We start from the raw sequence: 21324 nt of genomic DNA on the forward strand, positions 1-21324 counted from the left end.
GGCAAAAGAAACGTCAGCCGAGGCCGAAGACGACATCGCTTTCCGTCAGAACCGAAAGCGAAACATCCTCGATCAGAATGCCTTCGACATCGGTGCCGTTGAAGGCGACGAACACGCCATCGACGGTATCGTGCGCGGCAGCGAGAAAGTCGGCATAGCTGTGAATGCCCGTTGTATCCTCGGCGTCCTGCGAAAAAGCGATACGGTCGCCCTGCCCGCCGGAGAAATCGAGGATGCGATCGAGGCCCGCTTCACCGGAGGTTTCCGACGACCAGTAAAAGGTGTCGGCACCGCTGCCACCCATCAGCCGATCGGCACCGTTACCGCCGCTCAGCAAATCGTCCTGAGAACCGCCGTCGAGGAAGTCCGCGCCGTCGCCGCCGAAGAGTTGATCGCTTTCCGAAGCGCCTTGCAGCTTGTCATCGCCACCGCGCCCATCGAGGATGTCGTTGCCGCTCGACGAATAGAAGGTATCGTTGTCGTCGCCGCCGCGCAGCACGTCGTCGTAGCGCCCGCTCGAGATGTTGAAATATTCGATATTGGCGAAGGTCAGCCCGGTATGCGTCACGCCACGCGCCGCATCGAAATCCGTCGCCTCAGGCAAGGCGCCGAAATTGAGGTTCAACAGATCCCGCCCCTCACCGCCATCGACCTCGCCGAGGTATCGGGCATTGATCGTGTCGTTGCCGGCGCCGCCGCGCAGGATCGACGCAACACCGAGGCTGCCGCTGCCGGGGAAGGTGTCCTGCAGCCAGTCGTCGCCGGCGCCGCCATCGAGCACATCGCTGCCGCCGGTATTGGCAAGTGTGTCCATTCCATCGCCGCCATAGGCCACATCGTCGCCGGCGCCCGTGACGATCGAGTCGTTTCCGGCTCCCCCGTGAATGTAATCATTGCCGTCCTCGCCATAAAGCGCGTCCCGCCCGGCGCCGCCTTCGAGGTGATCGTTTCCAGCACCGGCCTCGACCGTGAGATAGGCAAGATCGCCGGCGATGACCCGGTCGTTGCCGCTGCCCAGCGCGAGGTTCGCCTGCTCAAAGCCGCGTAGTACAGTGCCGGTCGAAACCTTGCCGGCGGCGAAATCGATGGTGAGATCGCTGGTGCGCGCCATCTCGCTGATATAGAGCCAGTCCTGGCCCGCGCCGCCGTCGATTTCGGCTGAGTAGAAGGTGGAGGTGATCCCATCATCGCCGTCGCCGCCAAAGAGACGGTTGGCGCCGCTCCCGTCGGTGATCCTGTCGTCGCCCGCCCCGGCATCGACGAAATCGCTGCCGCCTGCCGTCTCGATAACATCGTCACGCGCGCTTCCCGTAATGCGGTCGTTTCCGCGTCCGGTCAGCAACACAACCTGCTCGACATCCTGATGCTGGACAAAGAGGTGTCGCTCCTGCAGCGTCCCCTCTGCGATGATGCCGTGTCCGTTTTCCAGGTTGAACACGACCGGAGCGGTCGATGCCGAGAGATCGACGACCAGCGTGTCGTCGCCAGCGCCGCCGAAGACCGTGCTGCCCGTCCCGACGAGCACGAAGCGATCGTTTCCGTCACCACCGTCGAGACGATCGTAACCGCCCGTGTTGGTGATGATGTCGTTGCCGGCGCCTGCATTGACGACGTCGTTGCCGGCACCGGTCGAAATTCGGTCGCTGCCGGCGGTCCCGGTGATCCTGTCGTCACCGCTGCCGGCCAGAATGCGCAGCCACTCGATATCGTGGAAGAAGACGTGCCTGCTGGCGACGCCCGGGTCGCCAACATAGCCATGGCCGCCGGCACCGTTGAAAACCATCCGGTCGGCGGTTTGCGAGAAGTCGACGACGAGACCGTCGAAGCCCGGCCGCCCGTAACGGCGCCGCCGGTCCCGGTGAGAACGATCTGGTCACTGCCGTCGCCACCGTCGATGCGGTCGTAGCCGCTCGAACTCGTCAGGGTGTCGTCGTGTGCCCCGCCGCTGATAAAGTCGTCACCGCCGCCGCCATCGATCGTGTCCATCCCGATCAGGCCCCAGATGTGGTCGCTCTCCGCGGTGCCCTTCAAAACATCGCTCGCAGACGAGCCTACGATCTTCGCCATACCGCCATCTTCCTCTATCGACTTATGAATACATTCAATTTGCAAGATATAATCCAGGATCGAAATGTATTGCAGTGGCGAAACAAAGCAACTCTGAATAAATACTCGAAATATAGGCAATTTATTTTGAAATATATATTAGATATCCCGAGACTACCCCAAGCTTTCTCCAGATTGAAAAAAGGAAGTGGCCGGAAATTCGAAACGTCCGGCTGCGCCAAACTAGAGTAGCCAAATGGAAACGGTAAAAGGGCGGCGTTTAAACGCCGCCCCAGAGGAGAGACTATCGAGCCGTGGGTCAGTTGATGACCTGAACCACCGTTCTCGACTGAGGTTCCACGATCACCCGGTGGTCGTTGACGACCGCATAGGCATAGCGCGGATTTTCCGGGACCGGCATCAGGACGACAGCAGGCGGGATCGGCTTACCGACCACGACACGTTCCTGCACGACCACCGACGGCGGAGCCGGCTGCTGCTCGACATAGGTGACCACTTCCGGCGGCGGCGGCGTCAGCGCCCCACCGAGCGCACCACCCACCACGGCGCCGACACCGGCACCGATCGGGCCACCGACGACAGCACCTGCTGCTGCGCCACCGACCATACCTGCAGCCGTACCGGCCTGCTTGTCGGTGTCCTGAGCAAAGGCGGAGCCTGCCACTAGAGCAGCAACAGCCGCCGTGATTACAAGCTTCTTCATGATCTCATCCTTTCGTTCGATCACCAACTCAACGAAAAGACTAATAAATTGTTCCAGATTCACTTTATCTCTTCCGCATCACGGTTGATAACTTTTGTTAACAAACATCCGTGATCTCGAATTGCAGGAGATAGATGACTTATCACCACCAAAAATAATGAATGGATACTTTATGTGGGTGGCTCCATACTCTGGTGCATCAGCCAGAGTGGATGGTCTCACCTTGAAAGCGCGGACCACTCCACCGGACCGAGCGCAGGAGAGTTCCGTCGCTTCCCGTGCCATCTGCCACATTAGTCGCGGGGCAACTTGCCAAGCAGCAGTTTGTTCCCTTCCCTGTTTCCGCAGCGCGAACATTTGAGCATTCGGCCAATGGAGTTGAGGTCGACGCCCCATCCGTGGATGCCGGCAATTGCCCGACGCTCAATTCGCCCTTGATGCCGGCACTTTCCGCATTTCGCCACCAGCACATACCATTCCGGCAAAAGCTCCAGGGTCGAGCCGTAATCGGCGGCATTTTCGCGCGGCATCAGGTCGATGCTTCGACGATGCCTCATAATCAGTCCTCTCGAAGCTCCGTCTCGATCCGCTGATCATCGCCCGCGGACAAACCGCGGCTTCCAGGCGGACGAACGCCCCCGGGGCGCTCCAGCATCTTCCTACCGGTTGCAAGACAACCACTTCTCCGCTCAACGTGCCGAGCCGTCGAGCCGCAGCGAGAGCTGCACGCCGCCGCGCTTCAGACGCGGCAGCGGCGGCGTCATGTCGATGCGTCCGAAGGTGCGCTTGCGCCATTCGGCTTCGCGTTCCCGTTTCTTTCGGGCGGCTGCGACGGCAGCCATGGCCCGTTCGATCACTTCTTCCGTATGGGTCATGGTTTCTCTCCGGCTCATGGGAAACCTCCATTTGTTCACGTTATGTTCTTATTTTAGCACTCCAATGTCAACTCCCTTCGCAAGACCGAGCGATTCGGACCGACGGGATCGGTGATTCACCTGCTCGGCGGCGCGCAGCAGAGGGTCAAATCCGCCCTCGCAAGGGCAACAACGGTTAAAAGCTCGCTCTGTTTCGAAGAGCGATTTCCCTTGTTTTTCAGTGCCGACAGGCCGCCCGCGACAGCCATCTCATTAACCTTCGTAATGCCGAATTAACCATTTGTTAACCATTTCCTCGGTACATCGAAGCAACGGAAAATTTACCAAGATGAACGATGTGTTAACCGAATCCCGGCCGATCCGCCTCAAGGGGCGATCCTTCCTTGCGCTAGCGCTGACCCCCGAGCTCCCCCTCGAGGATTGGCTTACCCGGCTCGACGATCTGGCTTCCCGCTCCGCCGGCTTCTTCCTGCGGCGTCCGGTCGTGCTCGACGTCGATGGCCTCGAAATCGATCGTTCGCAACTGCGCGAACTCGTGGACCAGCTCGGCAAACGTAATGTCCGGATCATGGGCATCGAGGGCGCGCGCCAGTCGCTGCTCGGCGCCGACCTTCCACCCGCGATGACCGACGGTCGCCCCGCGGCAGACTCCGAAGCCAAGATGGCGGAACAGGCCGAAAAGGCCGAGACGCCGGAAGCGGAAGCAGCCGCGGAAGCCGTGATCACGGCAGAACCGCTTGCCACCAAGGCGACGCCGTCGATCGTCGTCACTCAGCCGGTGCGTTCCGGCCAGTCGCTGTTCTTCCCCGAAGGCGACGTGACGATTATCGGCTCTGTCGCTTCGGGCGCCGAAGTCGTCGCCGGCGGCTCGATCCATATCTACGGCGCCCTGCGCGGCCGGGCGATGGCCGGCACCACGGGCAATGCTTCGGCGCGGATCTTCTGCCGTAAGCTCGAAGCGGAACTGATTGCGATCGACGGCTTCTACAAGACGGCCGACGACATGGAGCAGAACCTGCGTGGCAAGGCCGTGCAGATCTGGCTCGACGGCGAAGAGCTGAAGGCCGGAACACTCGGTTAGGCCGAGGCAAGGAAAGGTGTGGATGCTTACCATCCGCATCTGGTGATTCAGGTCGATCCGGCCGGGGTCATGAGGATGTAGGCGAAGGCGAATTCTTAGATACTTGGAGAGACGAATGGGCAAGGTAGTCGTAGTTACATCGGGCAAGGGCGGCGTCGGCAAGACGACGTCCAGCGCCGCACTGGGCGCCGCACTCGCTCAGAACGGCGAGAAGGTCGTCGTCGTGGACTTTGACGTCGGTCTTCGCAATCTCGATCTCGTCATGGGCGCGGAACGCCGCGTCGTTTATGACCTGGTCAATGTGATCCAGGGCGAGGCCAAGCTGTCGCAGGCGCTGATCCGCGACAAACGCCTGGAGACGCTCTACCTGCTGCCGGCCTCCCAGACCCGCGACAAGGACAACCTGACGCCGGAAGGTGTCGAGAAGGTCATCGCCGCCCTTCAGAACGCCTTCGACTGGGTCATCTGCGACAGCCCCGCCGGCATCGAACGCGGCGCCACGCTGGCCATGCGCCATGCGGATATCGCCATCGTCGTGACCAATCCGGAAGTCTCGTCAGTGCGTGACTCCGACCGCATCATCGGCCTGCTCGACTCCAAGACGTTGAAGGCCGAAAACGGCGAGCGCATGGAAAAGCACCTGCTGCTGACCCGCTACGACCCGGTTCGCGCCGAGCGCGGCGACATGCTGAAGGTCGACGACGTCTTGGAAATCCTGTCGATCCCGCTGATGGGCATCATCCCAGAAAGCGCTGACGTGCTGCGTGCCTCCAACGTCGGCTCGCCGGTGACGCTCGCCGACAATCGTTGCGCCCCGGCGCTCGCCTATTTCGACGCGGCACGCCGGCTCAAGGGCGAAGCCCTGCCGATCACCATTCCCGGCGAGAAGCGCAGCTTCCTCGGCAAGATTTTCGGAAGGAAAGCGGCATGAACCTTTTCCGTTTCTTCTCCCGTACACAGTCAGCGCCGGCAGCCCGCGAACGGCTGCAGGTGTTGCTCGCCCATGAGCGCGCATCCGCCGGCGATAGCGACCTCGTCACCAAATTGCGCGATGAAATCCTCCAGGCGATCTCCAAGCACATGCAGATCGACGACGACAAGGTCCGGGTCACGATGGAACGCGGCCCCCAGGTCTCGACGCTCGCCGTCGACATCGAAATCCCCTTCGACGCAAAGAAGGCGGCCTAACGGCCGCCGACCTATTTCGGAAGCAACGTTCTTTCGGGCGTGCTTCCTGTTTTCAAGTACGGCGGTACCCACCGGGTACTGCCGTCGTTCTTTCAACAACACCTGCGAAATGCGCGGATGGTGTCGGCCGCCTGACAGAGATCAGCCGCGCCCTGACCCTCAGGCCGCTTGCTGCGGCAGCGGCCCGACATAGAGCGAACGTGGACGGATAAGCCGACCTTCCAGCGCCTGCTCGCGTGCATGGGCGATCCAACCGACCGTCCGGCCGATCGCGAAGACACCTGTGAACGCCTCGCGCGGGAAGTTCAGCGCGTCGAGCAGCAGCGCCGTGTAGAACTCGACGTTGACGTCGAGCGGACGTTCGGGCTTGCGCGCCTTGAGGATGGCGAGCGCCGATCGCTCGACCGCTTCTGCCAGCTGGATACGATCGCGGTTCGCCGGATGCGCGACGATCAGTCGTTTCAGCGCGCCCTTCAGCGCATCGGCGCGGGGATCGCGGACGCGGTAGACACGATGGCCAAAGCCCATCAGCCGTTCGCCGTGGTCGAGCGCGTCAGAAAGCCAGGTTTCCGCATTCTCAGGCGTTCCGATCGCGTCGAGCATGTCGAGCACCGGCCCGGGTGCACCGCCGTGGAGCGGCCCTTTGAGCGCGCCGATGGCGGCAAGCACCGACGAGGTAAGACCGGCCTTGGTGGAGGCGACCACGCGCGAGGCGAAGGTCGAGGCGTTGAGGCCATGGTCCGAAATCGTCACCAGATAGGCATCGAGCGCCGCCACGTCTTGCCGGCTCGGCAGCTTGGCACCGAGCATGGCGAGGATATCGGCGGCGTGCGACAGCGCCGGGGTCGGCGCGAGCGGGCTTTCACCCCTCTTCAGGCGAAGTGCGGCCGGAAGGAAGACGGCCGGCGCAGCAAGCAGACGTAAGGCCGTCTCGAGGTCGTCGCCATCCGGGAGCCGGGCGATGAGTGCGCGCATGATGTCGACTGGCGGTAGTTCCAGCAGCGCGTCGTCGATGGCGCCGACATGGGCGAACACGTCCGCCCGCTTTTCACCCAGGCGCCTGGCGAGTTCGGTCCGGTCCGGCATCGGCCCCAGCAACCCCTCGAACAACAGCGCCACGACATCCTCGTAGCTCGCCTGGCCGGCCAGGTGATCGAGCGAGATGCCGCGAATGATCAATTGACCCGCCTCGCCGTCAACATGGGAGAGCTGCGTTTCGGCGGCAACGACGTCTTCAAGTCCGTTCTTCATCATCAAGTTTCTCCTTTACGGGGAGAATGATCCGACCTAGATCTATTGACGTCAATCTTGATGCAATTGATCAACATGCACACACTCTGGATCACCGCCGAAGAGGCGCTCGCCAAGCTCGGCAGCAAACGGCAGACGCTCTATGCCAATGTCAGCCGCGGGCGCATCCGCGCCAAACCCGACCCGGCCGACCCGCGCCGCAGCCTGTATCAGGCCGACGACGTCAACCGGCTGGCCGAACGCCACGCCGGACGGCGGCAAGCGGCGGTCGTCGCCGCCGGGGCGATCCGCTGGGGCGAGCCGGTTCTGCAAACGACGATATCCAGCATTGCCGGCGGGCGGCTCTTCTATCGTGGCCGCGATGCCATCGAACTCGGCGGCGACGCAACGCTGGAGGATATAGCAACGCTGCTTTGGCAGTCGTCCGAGACGGTGACCATTCCCGGCGGCGATCGTGGCGGCGACCAATCGCGCCTGGCGGCAACGTTCGCGTGCCTGGCCGCACGAATCGAAGGCGACTTGCCGGCGCTCGGCCGTCGGCCGGCCATATTGAAGGCAGAGGCGGCTGATGTGCTTGCGAGCGTCGCAGCAGGACTGGCCCCGTCGCCGGAGCGGATGCCGCTGCATCAGCGGCTGGCGCTCGGTTGGGGACGGCCGGAAGCGGCCGAGCCCATCCGCAAATGCCTGGTACTGACCGCAGAGCACGAGCTCAACGTTTCGGCCTTCGCAGCCCGTGTCACGGCCTCCTCGGGTGCAGCACTTTCCGCCGCCACGCTTTCAGGCCTTGCCACTCTTACCGGGCCGAGGCATGGCGGCGCCTGGCTCAGCGTCACGCGCCTGGCCGAACAGGCGGCAGCAAACGGTGTGCGCGAAGCGATCCGGGGATTGCTCTCCTCGGAGGGCGTGGTCCGGGCCTTTGGCCATCGGCTCTATCCGGATGGCGATCCACGCGCAAAGGCGATCATGAAGAGCTTCGAGGTACCAGCCCTCTATACCACTTTGGCCGAAGCCGGCGAGGAACTGCTTGGAGAGCCGGCCAATCTCGACTTTTCACTGGCCGCCCTTGCAGCGACATACAACCTTCCCGAAGACGCACCCCTCGTCATCTTCGCGCTCGCACGCACCGTCGGCTGGCTCGCGCATGCCATGGAGCAGGTCGAGAGCGGCGAACTGATTCGCCCCCGCGCGCACTACGCCGGCTCCTAGCGATTTGTTCTGCGCCGGCCGGATACGTCGGCCAAGCCCCGTTTCCGAGAGGCAGGCGCGAAGAGTATTTTTTCGGGATAGTGCGCGAACGGCGTTTATTACATAAAGTTAACAATTTGATTTTGCTAGAAAAAATGGAGCAATATTACATTATATTAACATGACTAGCGCGCATCGAAGTATTACCTTCATATTGAGGCTGAATATTGCCGGCGACCGCTTCGGCCGTGACGCGACAATAGGAGACAGCCTCGAATGGAAGCGCTCCCAGCTTCCTTGATTTCAGGAGATGCAGATATGCGCTCGCCCCTCAAGACCACTACCATCGCAACCCTCGCTCTCGTCCTCCTGAGCGGCGGTGCCTTCGCTGCCGAACATCACGATTTTGATCGTGACAGCGTTGTGGATCATGACAACGCTCGCAACAACGACAAGGGCGCTTTTACCGGTGATTATTACCAGGGCATTCTCAACCAGGACGACATGACGGCCCCGGCCATGCAGGTCTACCGCGTACCTGTTCACATGTCATCGAACCGTCTCAACCACGTTCTGTATGAACTCCGGGTCGACAATCACCGGATCAATGCCGACCGCGAACGGGGCATGCTGACCGCGGCAAACTACAGGAAGCTTGAACGCGAAGACGGCGCAGTGCGCGCCCAGGCAGTCGAGACCGCCGCAGCCCATCACGGCATGTTGCCCGCGCATTCCTATGCGCGGCTGCAGATCGAAGTTCGCCACCTCGACCATGACATCGCTCGAATGGCCTGACCAACAGGCAGAGGCGGCCCGTCCGGCTTTCGGGTGAGCCGCCACTGTCGGCGCCGGACCCACCTACGAGTCCGGCTCCGGCAATCGACACAAGCCCTTACACGAAGCCGACCGAGGCAACGAACCGCGATCAGTTCCCAATACGGGGCGCGCGGCGGGGATCGCTCGGCGACCTGGCAGCGAATGGAACAAGACCATGTCAAACATTCTCATGAGGTACCGTGCTGTCGCCCTCCTCGGAGCAGCCGTCATCATCGCGCCCCTTTCCGTGGCAGCCTTTTCAGGTCATGACGTGGCGGCGGCCGCCGCGCCCGGCCCGGCGGTTGCGGCCCCGGCTGCATCCGGCGGCTCGTTCGCGCCGATCGTGTCGGCGGACAAGCCGGCGGTCGTCACCGTCACCACCGTGATCAAAGCCGAAAACACCGGCAACGACGAAGCGTCACAACTCGGCGGAAACTCGCCCTTCGACGAGCAGTTTCGCCAGTTCTTCCGCGATCAGGGCATACCCCTGCCGGACCAGGCACCGCAGCAGCGCCCGGCCCAACGGGCCGAAGCGCTCGGCTCCGGTTTCGTCGTGACCGCGGACGGCTACATCGTCACCAACAACCACGTCATCGACAAGGCGTCGAGCATCACGGTGACGCTTGACGACGGTACCCAGGTGCCCGCCAAGCTCGTCGGCGCCGATCCGAAGAACGACCTTGCCGTGCTGAAGATCAAGCCGGCTAAGCCGCTTGCAACCGTCGCCTGGGGTGATTCCGATGGCCTCAGGGTCGGGGACCAGGTGCTTGCGATCGGCAATCCGTTCGGCATCGGCACGACCGTGACCGCCGGCATCGTCTCAGCCCGTGGCCGCGATCTGCACAGCGGCCCCTATGACGATTTCATTCAGATCGACGCCCCGATCAACCGCGGCAATTCCGGCGGACCGCTGGTCGACGCTGCGGGCAGGGTGGTCGGCATCAATACCGCCATCTACTCGCCCAACGGCGGCAGCGTCGGCGTCGGTTTCGCCATCCCCTCGGATCAGGCACAGAAGGTCGTCGCCGAACTGGTGAAGGACGGTTCGATCCAGCACGGCTTCATCGGCGTCGAAATTCAACCGGTGACCGTTGACATCGCCGATGCGATCGGCCTCCACCAGGCAGAAGGCGCGCTGGTCGCCGACGTCAACAACGGAACACCTGCCGCCAAGGCCGGCCTGAAGGCCGGCGACATCATCACCGCCTTCGGCGGCAGCCCGGTCAAGTCACCGCGTGATCTCTCGCGCATGGTCGCCGACCTCTCGCCCGGCACCTCGAAGAGCCTGAGTGTCTGGCGGACCGGTGAGACGAAGGATCTCTCGATCACCATCGGCCGCAACACCGGGGATCAGCAGTAAGCCTTTGCCGTCACGAGACGGGTCACAGCCAAGTCTTGCCCAACTTATCTGCCCGGCCGCACCACCGCCGGGCAGATTTGGCAGGGATAGCCCGTGCCGATGATCGCCCCACCTTCTCGGTCCGGCGTTTCTTCCCGGTTCTGCTCGCGCCAGGATCCAGGACTGAGAGACGTCACCCGACGGAATTCGCGATTGAACCCGTGCTTGTCGGCGACAATCGTATCTTCGAGGGATCGCCCGCATCGAAGAACGCCCCCTTGCGCCAGGGCCGATATCCGCTGGTGGTTCTATCCCATGGTTCGGGCGGTCGCGTCGAGGCGATGAGTTGGCTTGCGGCCGAGCTTGCAGCGGCCGGCTTCATCGTGGCCGCCCCCAACCATCCCGGCACCACCAGCGGCGACTCGACACCCGCCAACACGCCGAAGCTTTGCGAGCGTACATCCGACCTCTCCGCGTTGATCGACATGTTCTCCCGGGATCCGCGATGGAGCGCTGCAATCGACCCCGAGCGGATCGCCGTCCTCGGTTTCTCTCTCGGCGGCTCGACCGCCATGGAAATTTCAGGGGCAAGGGCCAGTCTCGATGCCTACGCCCGCTACTGCGACAGCTACGGCAAGTGGGACTGCGCCTGGTTCGTCGGCGGCAGGGGCTACGTCGCCGATGCGCCGGTCGACGTCGACAAGCTCGATCTTCGCACCGTCGACAAGGCGCGTTTCGAACAGTCGAACCGGGACCCCCGGGTCAAATCCGCGGTACTCGTCGACCCCGGCCTTGCCCAGGCCTATGTCAAAGACAGCCTCAAGGCGATCGCGATCCCGATGCATTTTCATCAATCTCGGCAACAAGGAGACGATCCCGCTTGCCGTCGCCTCCGAGCCGCTGGCGGCGCTGACGCCCAAGGGCTCCTATGCCGCGGTCGCCGGAGCGGACCACTTCAGCTTCCTGCCGATATGCAAGGACGGCGCCGCCGAACTGCTCAAGACCTTCGGCGAGGTCGATCCGATCTGCCAACCGACCGAACGCCCCCGTGCCGACATCCACGCGGAAATCGTCAAACTTGCCCGCGAGGCCTTGCAGCAGAGCCTCGGCGAATAGCGGTCGGTAAAACCGCAAGGCGGGAGGCGATGCGCACAGCGGATCTCCTCCCGTCGGGGCGGGGTCGCACCGTCCCCCATTGCCCGCAACGGGACGACCGCGAGCGAAGAATACAAAGGCTTACAAAAGCGCCGCGCGGCCGACACACCGCCAATACACGCCTCCGCTGAAATGCACGTGCTTCCAACGACGCACATGCAACCATCCAACACGGAGGACCCCATGAAAACGACCCGCATCATCGCCGCAGCCTTGCTGATCGCCGGCAGCATGACGACGCTTCGCATGGCGGAGGCCCAGCAGATGCAAGGCATCCAGCGTACGGACCTGATCAAGAACGAGATCAGCGTGCCCGGACACGAAGCCGTGCAGGTTCGTGTCGACATCGAACCGGGCACGGCCTCGATCAAGCATTCCCATCCGGGCGAAGAAATCGCCTATGTGCTCGAAGGCTCGCTCGAATACCAGCTTGAGGGCCGGGATCCCGTGACGCTTCAGGCGGGCCAGGCGCTGTTCATTCCAGCCGGCGTTGCCCATGTGGCGAAGAACGTCGGCGCTGCCAAGGCATCGGAACTCGCGACCTACATCGTCACAAAGGACGCGCCGCTTCTCGTTCCCGTCAAATAAGCGCTGAATTGATTGGCGTGGCGCCGTTCGAACTGCCTTCAGTCGTGAAGGAATTGGAGCAGCGCTGCGTTGAATGCCGGCGCGGACTCGATGTTGACGATATGCCGGCCGGGCAATGACAGATGCCGCCCCTGTTGTACGCGGGCGGCGATCTCTTCAATATCGGAAGGCGGACACACCGGGTCCTCGTCGCCGGAAATGGCGAGTACGGGATTGGTGATGCGCTTGATGTCGTCCCTGAGGTCTGCCCCGGCGAGAGCCGCACAGCAGCCGATGTAGCCGTCTGTCGATGTGGCGGCGAAACCGTCCAGCACCTTGCCGACAGTGCCGGCGTTACGCGCAGTGAACGTCGCGCTGAACCAGCGTTCGGCTGTCGCCGATCGGAGGACCGCAAGACCATCTGCCTTGACGGATTCAATCCGGGTGGCCCAACTCTCGGGCGTGCCGATACGCGCCGCGGTCGCACAGACGACAAGTTTGTCCAGGCGCGCACCCGCATGGATGCCCAGCCATTGCACGGTGAGGCCGCCGATCGACAGCCCGCAGAAATGCGCGCGCTCGATCGCCAGGGCATCAAGCAGGGCGATCACGTCGTGTCCGAGGTCAGATAGAGTGTAGGGTGGCGGCGGAGCCGACGACAGGCCATGACCGCGACGATCGTAGCGCAACACCCGGAAATGCCGGGACAATTCCTCCGCCTGCGCGTCCCACATGGAAAGGTCGGTGCCGAGCGAATTGCAGAACAGCAGCCAGGGGGCAGTGCCGGCCCGGTCGCCGTCGATGCGATAATGCATGCGGTGTGTCGGAAGATCGATATAGGCCACGAAACTGAAACTCCGGATTGAGGAAGCCGCCAAGGCTGGCGGCTTCAATTCCTGACGTCATCCGCAAAGCCATCGGCTGCGGCACGGCGCGAACCCTGGCGATAAGGGGCGCCGGTTGAGAGCGACGGCCGGCGATAGCGGATGCCGGCCATCGCACGCCTTCCTTAGGCGGCCGCCAGTTGGCGGATCTCGACACGGCGGGCATTGCTGACCGCGAAGACCAGCATGGCGACGGCTGAGATCGCCGCCGGGATGGCGAAGATCGCGAAGTTCTGCTGCAGCGGAAGCTCCTGCGCCAGAAGCACGCCGCCGAGCGTCGGCCCGACGATCGCGCCGATGCGGCCAACGCCGGACGCCCAGCCGAGCCCGGTGGAACGCACCGAGAGATTGTAGAGCTGCGCCACGCTGGCATAGAGCAGGATCTGCGTGCCGATCGTGGTGGCGCCGGCAATGAACACCATCAGGAACAGAAGCGCCGGCGGCAGGCCGAAACCGATCAGTGCGATCGAGAAGGCGGCGGCAACGAAGAAACCGACCACCACCTTCGGCAAGCCGAAGCGGTCACCGAGCCAGCCGCCGGCAATCGCGCCGACCATGCCGCCGAAATTCAGCGAGAAGAGGCTGAGCAGGCTCGCTTTCTCAGCATAGCCGGCTTCCTGCAGCACCTTCGGCAGCCAGGACGACAGGAGATAGACGAGCAGCAGGCAGCAGAAGAAGGCGACCCAGAGCATGACGGTGCGCAGCGTCCGCTGATGGCGGAAGAGCTCCAGCACCGATGCGGAAGCACCCTTCGTCTCGGAGAACACCAGCCTGTCGGTTGAGCCAAGACGTGCGTTCGGGTCGATCTTGGCGTAGATGCGCTTGGCCTCGTCCTGCTTGCCCTGGCGGATGAGGAAGCCGAGCGATTCCGGCAGTTTCCAGAGGATCACGGGCAAGAGGAGCAGCGGCACGGCGGCGATGAAGAACATCGGCTTCCAGCCATAGGACGGAATGAGGCCGATGCCGAGACCGGCGGCGACCATGCCGCCGACCGAGTAGCCGGAGAACATAAGCGCCACCAGCGTGCCGCGCAGCCGCTTCGGCGCATATTCGTTCATCAAGGCGACGGCATTCGGCATCAACCCGCCGCAGCCGAGACCGGCGAAGAACCGAAAGATCTTGAACTGCTCCGGCGAATTGGCAAAGCCGGTCAGAAGCGTGGAGAGCGTAAACAGCAGGAAGCTGATGGCGATCCCTTTCTTGCGGCCGATCCGGTCGGCAAGCGGCCCGAAGATCAGCGCGCCGAACATCATGCCGAACAGCGCCCAGGCCTGCAGCGCGCCGGCCTGTGGCTTGCTCAAGCCCCATTCTTTGATCATGGTCGGCAGCACCGTACCGGCGACGAAAACGTCGTAACCGTCAACGATCAAAAGTAGGGCGGTCAAAGCCACCACCACCCACTGGAAGCGCCCGAGCGGGCTTCCGTCAATCGCCTCATTCACATCGATAGAGCGCATCATCTCCTCCCCAGGTGTTTGCGCGTTTCAAAAAACAACCGTCAGCCGAGATCGCCGCCGGCGACCGGCAGCACGCTGCCGGTGATGTAGGAGGCCTCGTCGGAGGCCAGAAAAAGGATAGGGGCCGCCTGCTCGTCGATGCTGCCGTAGCGCTTCATGAAGCTCGACTGCTTCACTTGGGCGACGACATCGCCCATCCAGGCCCGCTCGGCGTCGCTGTCGCCATCGGCATTGCGCGGGATCCGGCGCGGCGGCGCTTCAGTGCCACCCGGCGCGGTCGCGACGACGCGGATGTTGCGCTCGGCAAGCTCCATCGCCAGCGACTGGGTGATGGCGTTGACGCCGCCCTTTGCCGCCGAATAGGGCACGCGGTGAATGCCGCGCGTGGCGTTGGAGGAGACGTTGACGATGGTGCCGCCGCCGCGCGCAAAGAGATGCGACAGCACGGCATGGCAGCAGTAGAGCGTCGGCATCAGCGAGCGGTGAATTTCGGCATCGATCTGCGCCGGTTCAAATTCCGAGAAGGGGCGCATGCGGATCGCGCCGCCGACATTGTTGATCAGGATATCGATGCCGCCGAATGTTTCGGCGGCAAAGCGCATCGCTGCGGCTGCCCCCTCATGGGTTTCGAGATCAGCCACGAAGGCAACTGCCCGCTCGCTGCCCGCCTCGACCGCCACCTCGGCGACGAACTCGGCGCGATCGACCAAGAGCACCTTGCCACCCTCAGCCACGGCACGCAGCGCCACGGCACGACCGATCCCTTGCGCGGCACCGGTGACGACAACCACTTTGCCGGCAAACCGTCCTTCGAAACGAGCGGAGGTCATGCCGCCTCCTTCGCCACCGCGTTGGGCGTGAACTTCTCATAGTGGAAGCTGCTGGGCCTCACGCCAGTGTCGTCGAGATGCTTGCGCACGGCGTCCACCATCGGCGGCGGGCCGCAGAGATAGACGTCGAGATCGCCGCCGTTCAGAACGTCCTCGGGCATGTGCTGGGTCACCCAGCCCTTGCGCTGGTGATTTGACGCGGCATCCGCCACAACGGTCGTGTATGTGAAGTTGGCAAGGCGCTTGGTGTAAGCCTCGATCTCCTCAACAAGTACGAGGTCCAGGTCGCGGGTAACGCCATAGATCAGATGCACCTTATGTTCGGGATTGGTGCGGGCGAGCACCTCAAGCATCGACAGGAACGGGGCAAGGCCAGTTCCACCGGCGAGGAACAGCAAGGGGCGCTGAACCTCCCGCAGATAAAAGCTGCCGAGCGGGCCTGTCAGCTCCAGTTGCGTACCGACTTGGGCGCGTTCGAGCCACGTGCTCATCACGCCGCCCGGGATCTTCTTGATCAGGAAGGCGAGACGCGTCTCGCCCGGAGACGAGGAGAAGGAATAGGAACGGCTCTGACCGCTGCCCGGCACGTCGATATTGACGTATTGGCCCGGTAGGAAGGCCGGCGCACCCTCGACATCCAGTTCGAGCACGATCGCCGCATCGTTGTGCGGGGCGACGCTCGACACACTCGCCGTAAACTTCTGCTGCCCGGTCTTGCAGGCGGCAGACGTCGTCGGCACTGAAATGACGCAGTCGCTCGAAGGCTTCATCTGGCAGGTCAGAACCAGGCCGCTTTCCGCCTCGTCCGATGTCAGCGCATCGTCGATGAAATCGTCACCGAGGTCATAGGCGCCGCTTTCGGCGCGGCACTTGCAGGTGCCGCAGACCCCGTCGGAACAGTCCATCGGCAGGTTGATCTTGTTGCGGAAGGCGGCGTCGAGCACCTTCTCGTCGTCCCGGCATTCGACGAAGCGGGTGACGCCATCCTCGAAATTCAAAGCGATCCTGTAGCTGGCCATGGTTGTTCCTCCCAGTCCTGTCTTGTCAGGCGACGGCCGTCAGATGTGGTAGACGTCGATGACCTGGCGGATGTAGTCGTTCTTCAGCACGATCTTCTTGCGCGAAATCACGAGCTCGCCGCCGCTCATGCGCAGCGTGACGAACATGGTTCCGAAGAAGTGGTCGGTGACCTTGTAGCGGTGGTTGAGCGTGTGGAAGTTGTAGCGGAAGTCCGCTTTCTCGCCGCGATCGGCCACAAGCTCGACATTGGTGACGCTGTGGCTCGTGCGCGGCTCCGGCGTGGACGCCCCCGAACGCTCGGTCTTGATGCGGAAGACGCGATCTTCCAGGCCGTCTCGGCTCGGATAGTAGATCAGCGATATCTGCGACTGCGGATCTTCGGTCAGCTGATCATCGTCGTCCCAGGCGGGCATCCAATAGCTGACATCGGGCGCATAACAGGTCAGCCATTCGTCCCATTGCCGATCATCGAGCAGGCGCGCTTCGCGATAGAGGAACGCGCAGGCGGTGTCGTAGGAGATCGTCATGCGACCGCTCCTTGTCTCTCGGAAGCGAGCGCTTTGCGCATCACCTTCGCCCAATATTCATGCTGACGGACGAAGAGGCCTTCGTCTTCGCTGCGCTCGCCGGAGAGCAAGGGTTCGATGCCCATGCGCTTGGCGTTCTCGTCCGGACCGTCGATCCAGAGCGGCGCGCCGCGCGACAGGTCGTTCCAGAGCGCGGTGATGCCGGCATAACCTTGCTGGCAGGCCCGGAACTCCTCGAGGTCGTCAGCCGTGCCCATGCCGGAGACGTTGAAGAAGTCCTCGTACTGGCGGATGCGCAGCGTGCGATCGGAAGCACTTTCACCCTTGGGTGCAAAGCAGAAGATGCTGATCTCGGTCTTGTCGACACTGATCGGACGGGTCACGCGGATCTGCGTGCTGAACTGGTCCATCAGGAAGACGTTCGGATAGAGGCAGAGATTGCGGGTCTGGTTGACGATGAAATCCGCCTGGACCTCGCCGACGCGCGCCTTGATCTCCTCGCGATGGCCAAAGATCGGCCGAACCTCGGGGTTCATCGTGTTGGTCCAGAGCAGGATGTGGCCGTTGTCAAAGCCGTAGACGCCGGCAATCGAGCGGCTCCAGCTCGAGGCATCGACCGCCTTGGTGCCCTCCTCGTGGCGTCGGCCCATGGTGGCGGCATAGTTCCAGTGAACGGAGCTGACGTGATAGCCGTCGCAGCCGTTCTCCATCTGCAGCTTCCAGTTCCCGTCGTAGATGTAGGAGGAATTGCCGCGCAGCGCTTCCAACCCGCCGGGCGCCTGGTCGACGATCTGATCGATGATGACTTTGGTTTCGCCGAGATAGTCTGCAAGCGAAGTCACATCCGGATTGAGGCTGCCGAAGAGGAAGCCGCGATAGTTCTCGAAGCGGGCAACGCGCTTCAGGTCGTGCGAGCCGTCCTTGGCAAACTGCGGCGGATATTGCGTGGTCTTCTCGTCCTTCACCTTCAGGAGCTTGCCGGTATTGGAGAAGGTCCAGCCGTGGAAAGGACAGGTGAAACTGCCCTTGTTGCCGTGCTTGCGCCGGCAGATCATGGCGCCGCGATGGGCGCAGGCATTGATGACGGCGTGCAGTTCGCCTGCCTTGTCGCGAGTGACGACAACCGGCTGCCGGCCGATATAGGTGGTGTAATAGTCGTTGTTCTCGGGGATCTGGCTCTCATGGGCGAGATAAACCCAGTTGCTTTCGAAGATGTGCTTCATCTCCAGCTCGAAGAGGTCTTCGTTGGTGAAGATGTCGCGGCGGCAGCGGAACGTGCCGGCCTCATGATCGTCCTCGACCGCGGTGGCGAGCAGGTGGTCGAGGGCTTGGGCTTTGTCGATAACGGCGGACATGGTTCTTCTCCCGCAAACGGCTGATCCGTGCTCGGCTCTAGCGATTGCAACAATGTCTGATGTCAGGGGGCGGCGGCTCATTCGGCCGCCGCAGAGGTGATCAGGCGGCGGCGCGCTTGCGCTGCTCGTTGATCTGGTTGTCGACGCCGTTCACCAGCGAGGTGAGATGGATGTCGAACGCGATCTCGGCGAAGGGGCCAGAGAGATTGTTGGCCTTGATGCTGGCCTCGTCGGTGCGCTCGGTGACATCGGGCACCAGGCCGTCCCTCGTCGCATAGGCGAAATCGTCGTTGACCAGCGGGTCGCCGGCGATGTTGATCTGGGTCGTCAGCTTGCGGTGACCGTCAGCGCTGATGAAGAAATGGATATGGGCCGGGCGCTGGCCATGGCGGCCGAGGGCGGAAAGCAACTGCTCGGTCGGGCTGCCCGGCGGCACGCCGTAGCCGTGCGGCACGATGCTCTGGAACTTGTAACAGCCCTTGGCGTCGGTGACGATCGTGCGGCGCATGTTGAACGGCGCCTGCAGGCCGGTCGGATCGAAATGCGAGTAGAAGCCGCGGGTATCGCAGTGCCAGACTTCGACGGTCGCGCCCTTCAGCGGTTGGCCATCGGCGTCATAGACGGTGCCGTGCATGATCAGCGGCTGGCCATTGGTGTCGCGGCCGTCGTCAAGACGGGCAAAGCCTTCCGAAGCCGGCGCGCCGGCGACATAGAGCGGGCCCTCGATGGTGCGCGGCGTCTGGTTCTGGATGCCGAGCGCTTCGTCGATCGCGTCGAGACGTTCGTCGAGGAAGTGGTCGAGGCCGAGGCCGGGCGAGATCAGGCCGGCCTGGCCGGCAGCGCCGATCTCGTTCAGCCAGGCGATCCCGGTCCAGTATTCGTCGGGCGTGATGTCGAGATCGTCGATCGCCTTGAACAGGTCCGACATCAACCGGTGCACGATCTCTTTGACGCGCGGGTTGCCGCCGTCCTTGTCGAGGCCGCTCAGAACCTTCAGGAAAGCTTGGGTCTCCGGCTTGTCGAAAATCTTCACGCTCATATCAATTCCTCCACTTGGATTGTCTTGAATCTCAAGCCGCTGGCCATCCTCCCGGCCGCGGCACGCACAAACGCTAGCTATCGTCCTCGCGGATCGAGGATGGGTGCCGAAGCAGCGGCATGACCTCGATCTGCATGAACTTGAAGAGCGGCAGGCCCGAGAGAACCTCGTGCAGCTCGGCATTGTCCTTCACGTCGAAGACGCTGTAGTTCGCGTACTGACCGGCGATCCGCCAGATGTGCCGCCACTTGCCGCTCTGCTGCAGCTGTTGCGAATAGGCCTTTTCCCGAGCGATGATCTCCGCCGCCTGCTCAGCCGGCAGATCGTGGGGAATGCGAACATCCATTCTGACGTGAAACAGCATGGCTTGATCCTCACTTCGCAACACTGATCATCTTGCGCAGCCCGTCGCGCGCAAAGAACTTCAGGCGGTCTTCGTCGAGTTCGATGCCAAGGCCCGGCCCGTCCGGCACCGTCAGTTCGAAGTCGCTGTAGTCGAGCGGCGTCGCCAGGATTTCCTCGGTCAGAAGCAGCGGGCCGAAGAGTTCCGTGCCCCACTGCAAGTTGGCGAGCGTGGAAAACACATGGGCTGACGCGACCGTGCCGACGCCACCTTCCAGCATCGTACCGCCATAGAGTTCGATGCCGGCGGCATCGGCGATGGCCGCAACGCGCTGCGCATTGAAGAGGCCGCCACTCTGCTCGATCTTGACCGCAAAGACATCGGCGCCCTTGGTCTTGGCAATCTCGAAGGCGCTTTCCGGTCCCGTAAGCGACTCGTCTGCCATCAGCGCCACGGGGAAGCGACGAACCAGGCGACCGAGTGCCGCGGTCGATGCGACCGGCTGTTCGACCAGTTCGCAACCGGCATCCGCGAGCGCCGCCATGCCGTAGGCGGCCTCAAATTCGCTCCAGGCCATGTTGACGTCGACGCGCACCGCGCCACGGTCGCCGAGCGCCCGCTTGATCGCCGCAACATGGGCGATATCGTCCTTCAGCGGCTTCGCGCCGATCTTCAGCTTGAAGATCCGATGGCGGCGAAGGTCGAGCATCTTCTCGGCCTCGGCGATATCCTTGGCGGTATCGCCCGAAGCCAGCGTCCAGGCGACCGGCAGACGCTTGCGCAAGGCGCCGCCCAGGAGTTCGCTGATCGGCAGGCCGAGGCGCTTTCCGTGGGCGTCAAGCAACGCCGTTTCCACGGCACTCTTGGCGAAGCGATTTTCCTTCACCGCCTTGCCGATCCGGGCCATCAGGGCGCGAACGCGGGTCGCGTCTTCGCCGATCAGGAGAGGTGCGAAATAGGTATCGATGGCAAGCTTCATCGATTCCGGGCTCTCGCCGCCATAGGCCAGACCACCGATCGTCGTACCTTCGCCAATGCCGACCGTACCGTCGCTGCAATAGACCTTCACCAGCATCAGAGTCTGGCCGGTCATGGTCGCGACCGAGAGCTTGTGCGGCCGGATAGTCGGCAGATCGACCAGCATCGTTTCGACCCGTTCGACGACGGGGGAAAGGGCTGCGGTCGGAGCAATGGGTGCAAGGGTCTTGTTCATGGCGTGACTGTGCGCCGCGCACCTGATGGCGTCCAACACCAAATAGGTTCGGCTTGATACCTTTATGATATAGTGTCGCAATAGATACGAGCATTCATGGGCTTGCCGCAGCGCAACATACCGAGATTATAGGAGAGTTGGACCTTGAGTTTGGACCTGCGCCAGCTTCGCTATTTCGTCGCCGTCGCCCGCGAGCGCAATTTCACCCGCGCCGCCGAGATGCTGCACATCGCCCAGCCGCCCTTGAGCCGGCAGATCCAGCTACTGGAAGAAGAACTGGGCGTTCCGCTGATCATCCGCAAGAGCCGCCCGGTGCGGCTGACCGAAGCCGGACGATTGTTCTACGAACAGTCGCTGCAGGTGCTCGGCCGGGTGGAGCAGATGGTAGAGGCGACGCGCCGCGTCGGCCTCAACCAGAACCGTGTCCTG

At 62.8% G+C, this 21324-nt stretch carries 21 protein-coding genes and 3 pseudogenes; 9 read left to right on the forward strand and 15 right to left on the reverse strand.

Annotated elements, in window-relative coordinates; genetic code table 11:
- Positions 1-13: 13 nt before the first annotated feature.
- The 5 genes and pseudogenes from I8N66_RS17250 to I8N66_RS17265 all read right to left on the reverse strand — a co-directional run bounded on the left by I8N66_RS17250 (position 14) and on the right by I8N66_RS17265 (position 3645).
- Positions 14-1783, reverse strand: a complete 1770-nt coding sequence (locus I8N66_RS17250) for a calcium-binding protein (protein ID WP_291155725.1) — start codon at positions 1781-1783, stop codon at positions 14-16.
- Between the two features lie 116 nt (positions 1784-1899).
- Positions 1900-2067 (reverse strand): annotated as a pseudogene (locus I8N66_RS37555) (calcium-binding protein); the annotation flags it as partial.
- A gap of 298 nt (positions 2068-2365) precedes the next feature.
- On the reverse strand, positions 2366-2770 hold the full coding sequence (locus I8N66_RS17255; protein WP_291155728.1) for a DUF1236 domain-containing protein: 405 nt from the start codon (positions 2768-2770) through the stop codon (positions 2366-2368).
- 293 nt (positions 2771-3063) lie between these two features.
- Complete coding sequence (locus I8N66_RS17260) at positions 3064-3300, reverse strand: hypothetical protein (RefSeq protein WP_291155731.1); 237 nt, start codon at positions 3298-3300, stop codon at positions 3064-3066.
- Between the two features lie 159 nt (positions 3301-3459).
- The gene (locus I8N66_RS17265; protein ID WP_057252114.1) at positions 3460-3645 is read right to left on the reverse strand and encodes a hypothetical protein; all 186 of its coding nucleotides are present in this window, start codon (positions 3643-3645) and stop codon (positions 3460-3462) included.
- Between the two features lie 328 nt (positions 3646-3973).
- On the opposite strand from I8N66_RS17265, the gene minC reads away from it, so the two are divergent.
- From minC to minE, 3 genes are all read left to right on the forward strand, one after another.
- Entirely contained in the window at positions 3974-4726 is a 753-nt protein-coding gene (gene minC / locus I8N66_RS17270; protein ID WP_291155734.1) for a septum site-determining protein MinC, read from the forward strand.
- A 115-nt stretch (positions 4727-4841) separates the two neighbouring features.
- A complete protein-coding gene (gene minD, locus I8N66_RS17275; RefSeq protein WP_291155737.1) occupies positions 4842-5657 on the forward strand; it encodes a septum site-determining protein MinD in 816 nt (271 codons plus the stop codon).
- Complete coding sequence (gene minE / locus I8N66_RS17280; RefSeq protein WP_034798387.1) at positions 5654-5914, forward strand: cell division topological specificity factor MinE; 261 nt, start codon at positions 5654-5656, stop codon at positions 5912-5914. The genes minD and minE overlap by 4 nt, the downstream gene beginning before the upstream one ends.
- A gap of 159 nt (positions 5915-6073) precedes the next feature.
- Here minE and I8N66_RS17285 read toward each other — a convergent pair whose 3' ends face one another.
- Positions 6074-7165, reverse strand: coding sequence for a citrate synthase/methylcitrate synthase (locus I8N66_RS17285; protein ID WP_291155795.1), 1092 nt, complete (start codon positions 7163-7165; stop codon positions 6074-6076).
- Positions 7166-7240: 75 nt separating this feature from the next.
- Here I8N66_RS17285 and I8N66_RS17290 point away from each other — a divergent pair, with 75 nt between their 5' ends.
- The 5 genes and pseudogenes from I8N66_RS17290 (at position 7241) to I8N66_RS17310 (ending at position 12248) form a co-directional block, all read left to right on the forward strand.
- The gene (locus tag I8N66_RS17290; RefSeq protein WP_291155757.1) at positions 7241-8371 is read left to right on the forward strand and encodes a citrate synthase; all 1131 of its coding nucleotides are present in this window, start codon (positions 7241-7243) and stop codon (positions 8369-8371) included.
- 297 nt (positions 8372-8668) lie between these two features.
- Positions 8669-9145, forward strand: coding sequence for a hypothetical protein (locus I8N66_RS17295; RefSeq protein WP_291155760.1), 477 nt, complete (start codon positions 8669-8671; stop codon positions 9143-9145).
- A 196-nt stretch (positions 9146-9341) separates the two neighbouring features.
- Positions 9342-10508, forward strand: a pseudogene (locus I8N66_RS17300) (Do family serine endopeptidase); the annotation flags it as partial.
- A gap of 221 nt (positions 10509-10729) precedes the next feature.
- A pseudogene (locus I8N66_RS17305) lies at positions 10730-11621 on the forward strand (alpha/beta fold hydrolase); the annotation flags it as partial.
- 222 nt (positions 11622-11843) lie between these two features.
- Positions 11844-12248: a cupin domain-containing protein gene (locus tag I8N66_RS17310; protein ID WP_291155763.1), complete on the forward strand. Its 405-nt coding sequence runs from the start codon at positions 11844-11846 to the stop codon at positions 12246-12248.
- Positions 12249-12286: 38 nt separating this feature from the next.
- On the opposite strand, the gene pcaD is transcribed toward I8N66_RS17310, so the two are convergent.
- The 9 genes from pcaD to I8N66_RS17355 form a co-directional block, all read right to left on the reverse strand.
- Positions 12287-13072 (reverse strand): 3-oxoadipate enol-lactonase, encoded by a 786-nt coding sequence (gene pcaD, locus I8N66_RS17315; protein WP_291155766.1) that lies wholly within the window; start codon positions 13070-13072, stop codon positions 12287-12289.
- 164 nt (positions 13073-13236) lie between these two features.
- Positions 13237-14571 (reverse strand): MFS transporter, encoded by a 1335-nt coding sequence (locus tag I8N66_RS17320; RefSeq protein WP_291155769.1) that lies wholly within the window; start codon positions 14569-14571, stop codon positions 13237-13239.
- 38 nt (positions 14572-14609) lie between these two features.
- Complete coding sequence (locus tag I8N66_RS17325) at positions 14610-15398, reverse strand: 1,6-dihydroxycyclohexa-2,4-diene-1-carboxylate dehydrogenase (protein WP_291155772.1); 789 nt, start codon at positions 15396-15398, stop codon at positions 14610-14612.
- Positions 15395-16417, reverse strand: coding sequence for a benzoate 1,2-dioxygenase electron transfer component BenC (gene benC / locus I8N66_RS17330; RefSeq protein ID WP_291155775.1), 1023 nt, complete (start codon positions 16415-16417; stop codon positions 15395-15397). The genes I8N66_RS17325 and benC overlap by 4 nt, the downstream gene beginning before the upstream one ends.
- A gap of 39 nt (positions 16418-16456) precedes the next feature.
- Positions 16457-16945, reverse strand: coding sequence for a benzoate 1,2-dioxygenase small subunit (gene benB, locus I8N66_RS17335; protein ID WP_291155777.1), 489 nt, complete (start codon positions 16943-16945; stop codon positions 16457-16459).
- On the reverse strand, positions 16942-18300 hold the full coding sequence (locus I8N66_RS17340) for a Rieske 2Fe-2S domain-containing protein (RefSeq protein WP_291155779.1): 1359 nt from the start codon (positions 18298-18300) through the stop codon (positions 16942-16944). The genes benB and I8N66_RS17340 overlap by 4 nt, the downstream gene beginning before the upstream one ends.
- Positions 18301-18400: 100 nt before the next feature.
- Positions 18401-19339, reverse strand: coding sequence for a catechol 1,2-dioxygenase (gene catA, locus I8N66_RS17345; RefSeq protein ID WP_291155782.1), 939 nt, complete (start codon positions 19337-19339; stop codon positions 18401-18403).
- Positions 19340-19412: 73 nt separating this feature from the next.
- Positions 19413-19703 (reverse strand): muconolactone Delta-isomerase, encoded by a 291-nt coding sequence (gene catC, locus I8N66_RS17350; RefSeq protein WP_291155785.1) that lies wholly within the window; start codon positions 19701-19703, stop codon positions 19413-19415.
- 10 nt (positions 19704-19713) lie between these two features.
- Complete coding sequence (locus I8N66_RS17355) at positions 19714-20895, reverse strand: muconate/chloromuconate family cycloisomerase (RefSeq protein ID WP_291155788.1); 1182 nt, start codon at positions 20893-20895, stop codon at positions 19714-19716.
- Positions 20896-21045: 150 nt separating this feature from the next.
- On the opposite strand from I8N66_RS17355, the gene I8N66_RS17360 reads away from it, so the two are divergent.
- Positions 21046-21324: LysR family transcriptional regulator (locus I8N66_RS17360; RefSeq protein WP_291155797.1), on the forward strand; the 279-nt coding region annotated here is incomplete at its 3' end.

It is taken from the genome of Ensifer sp. SSB1 (assembly GCF_016652895.1).
In the GTDB taxonomy this organism is placed as follows: Bacteria; Pseudomonadota; Alphaproteobacteria; order Rhizobiales; family Rhizobiaceae; genus Ensifer.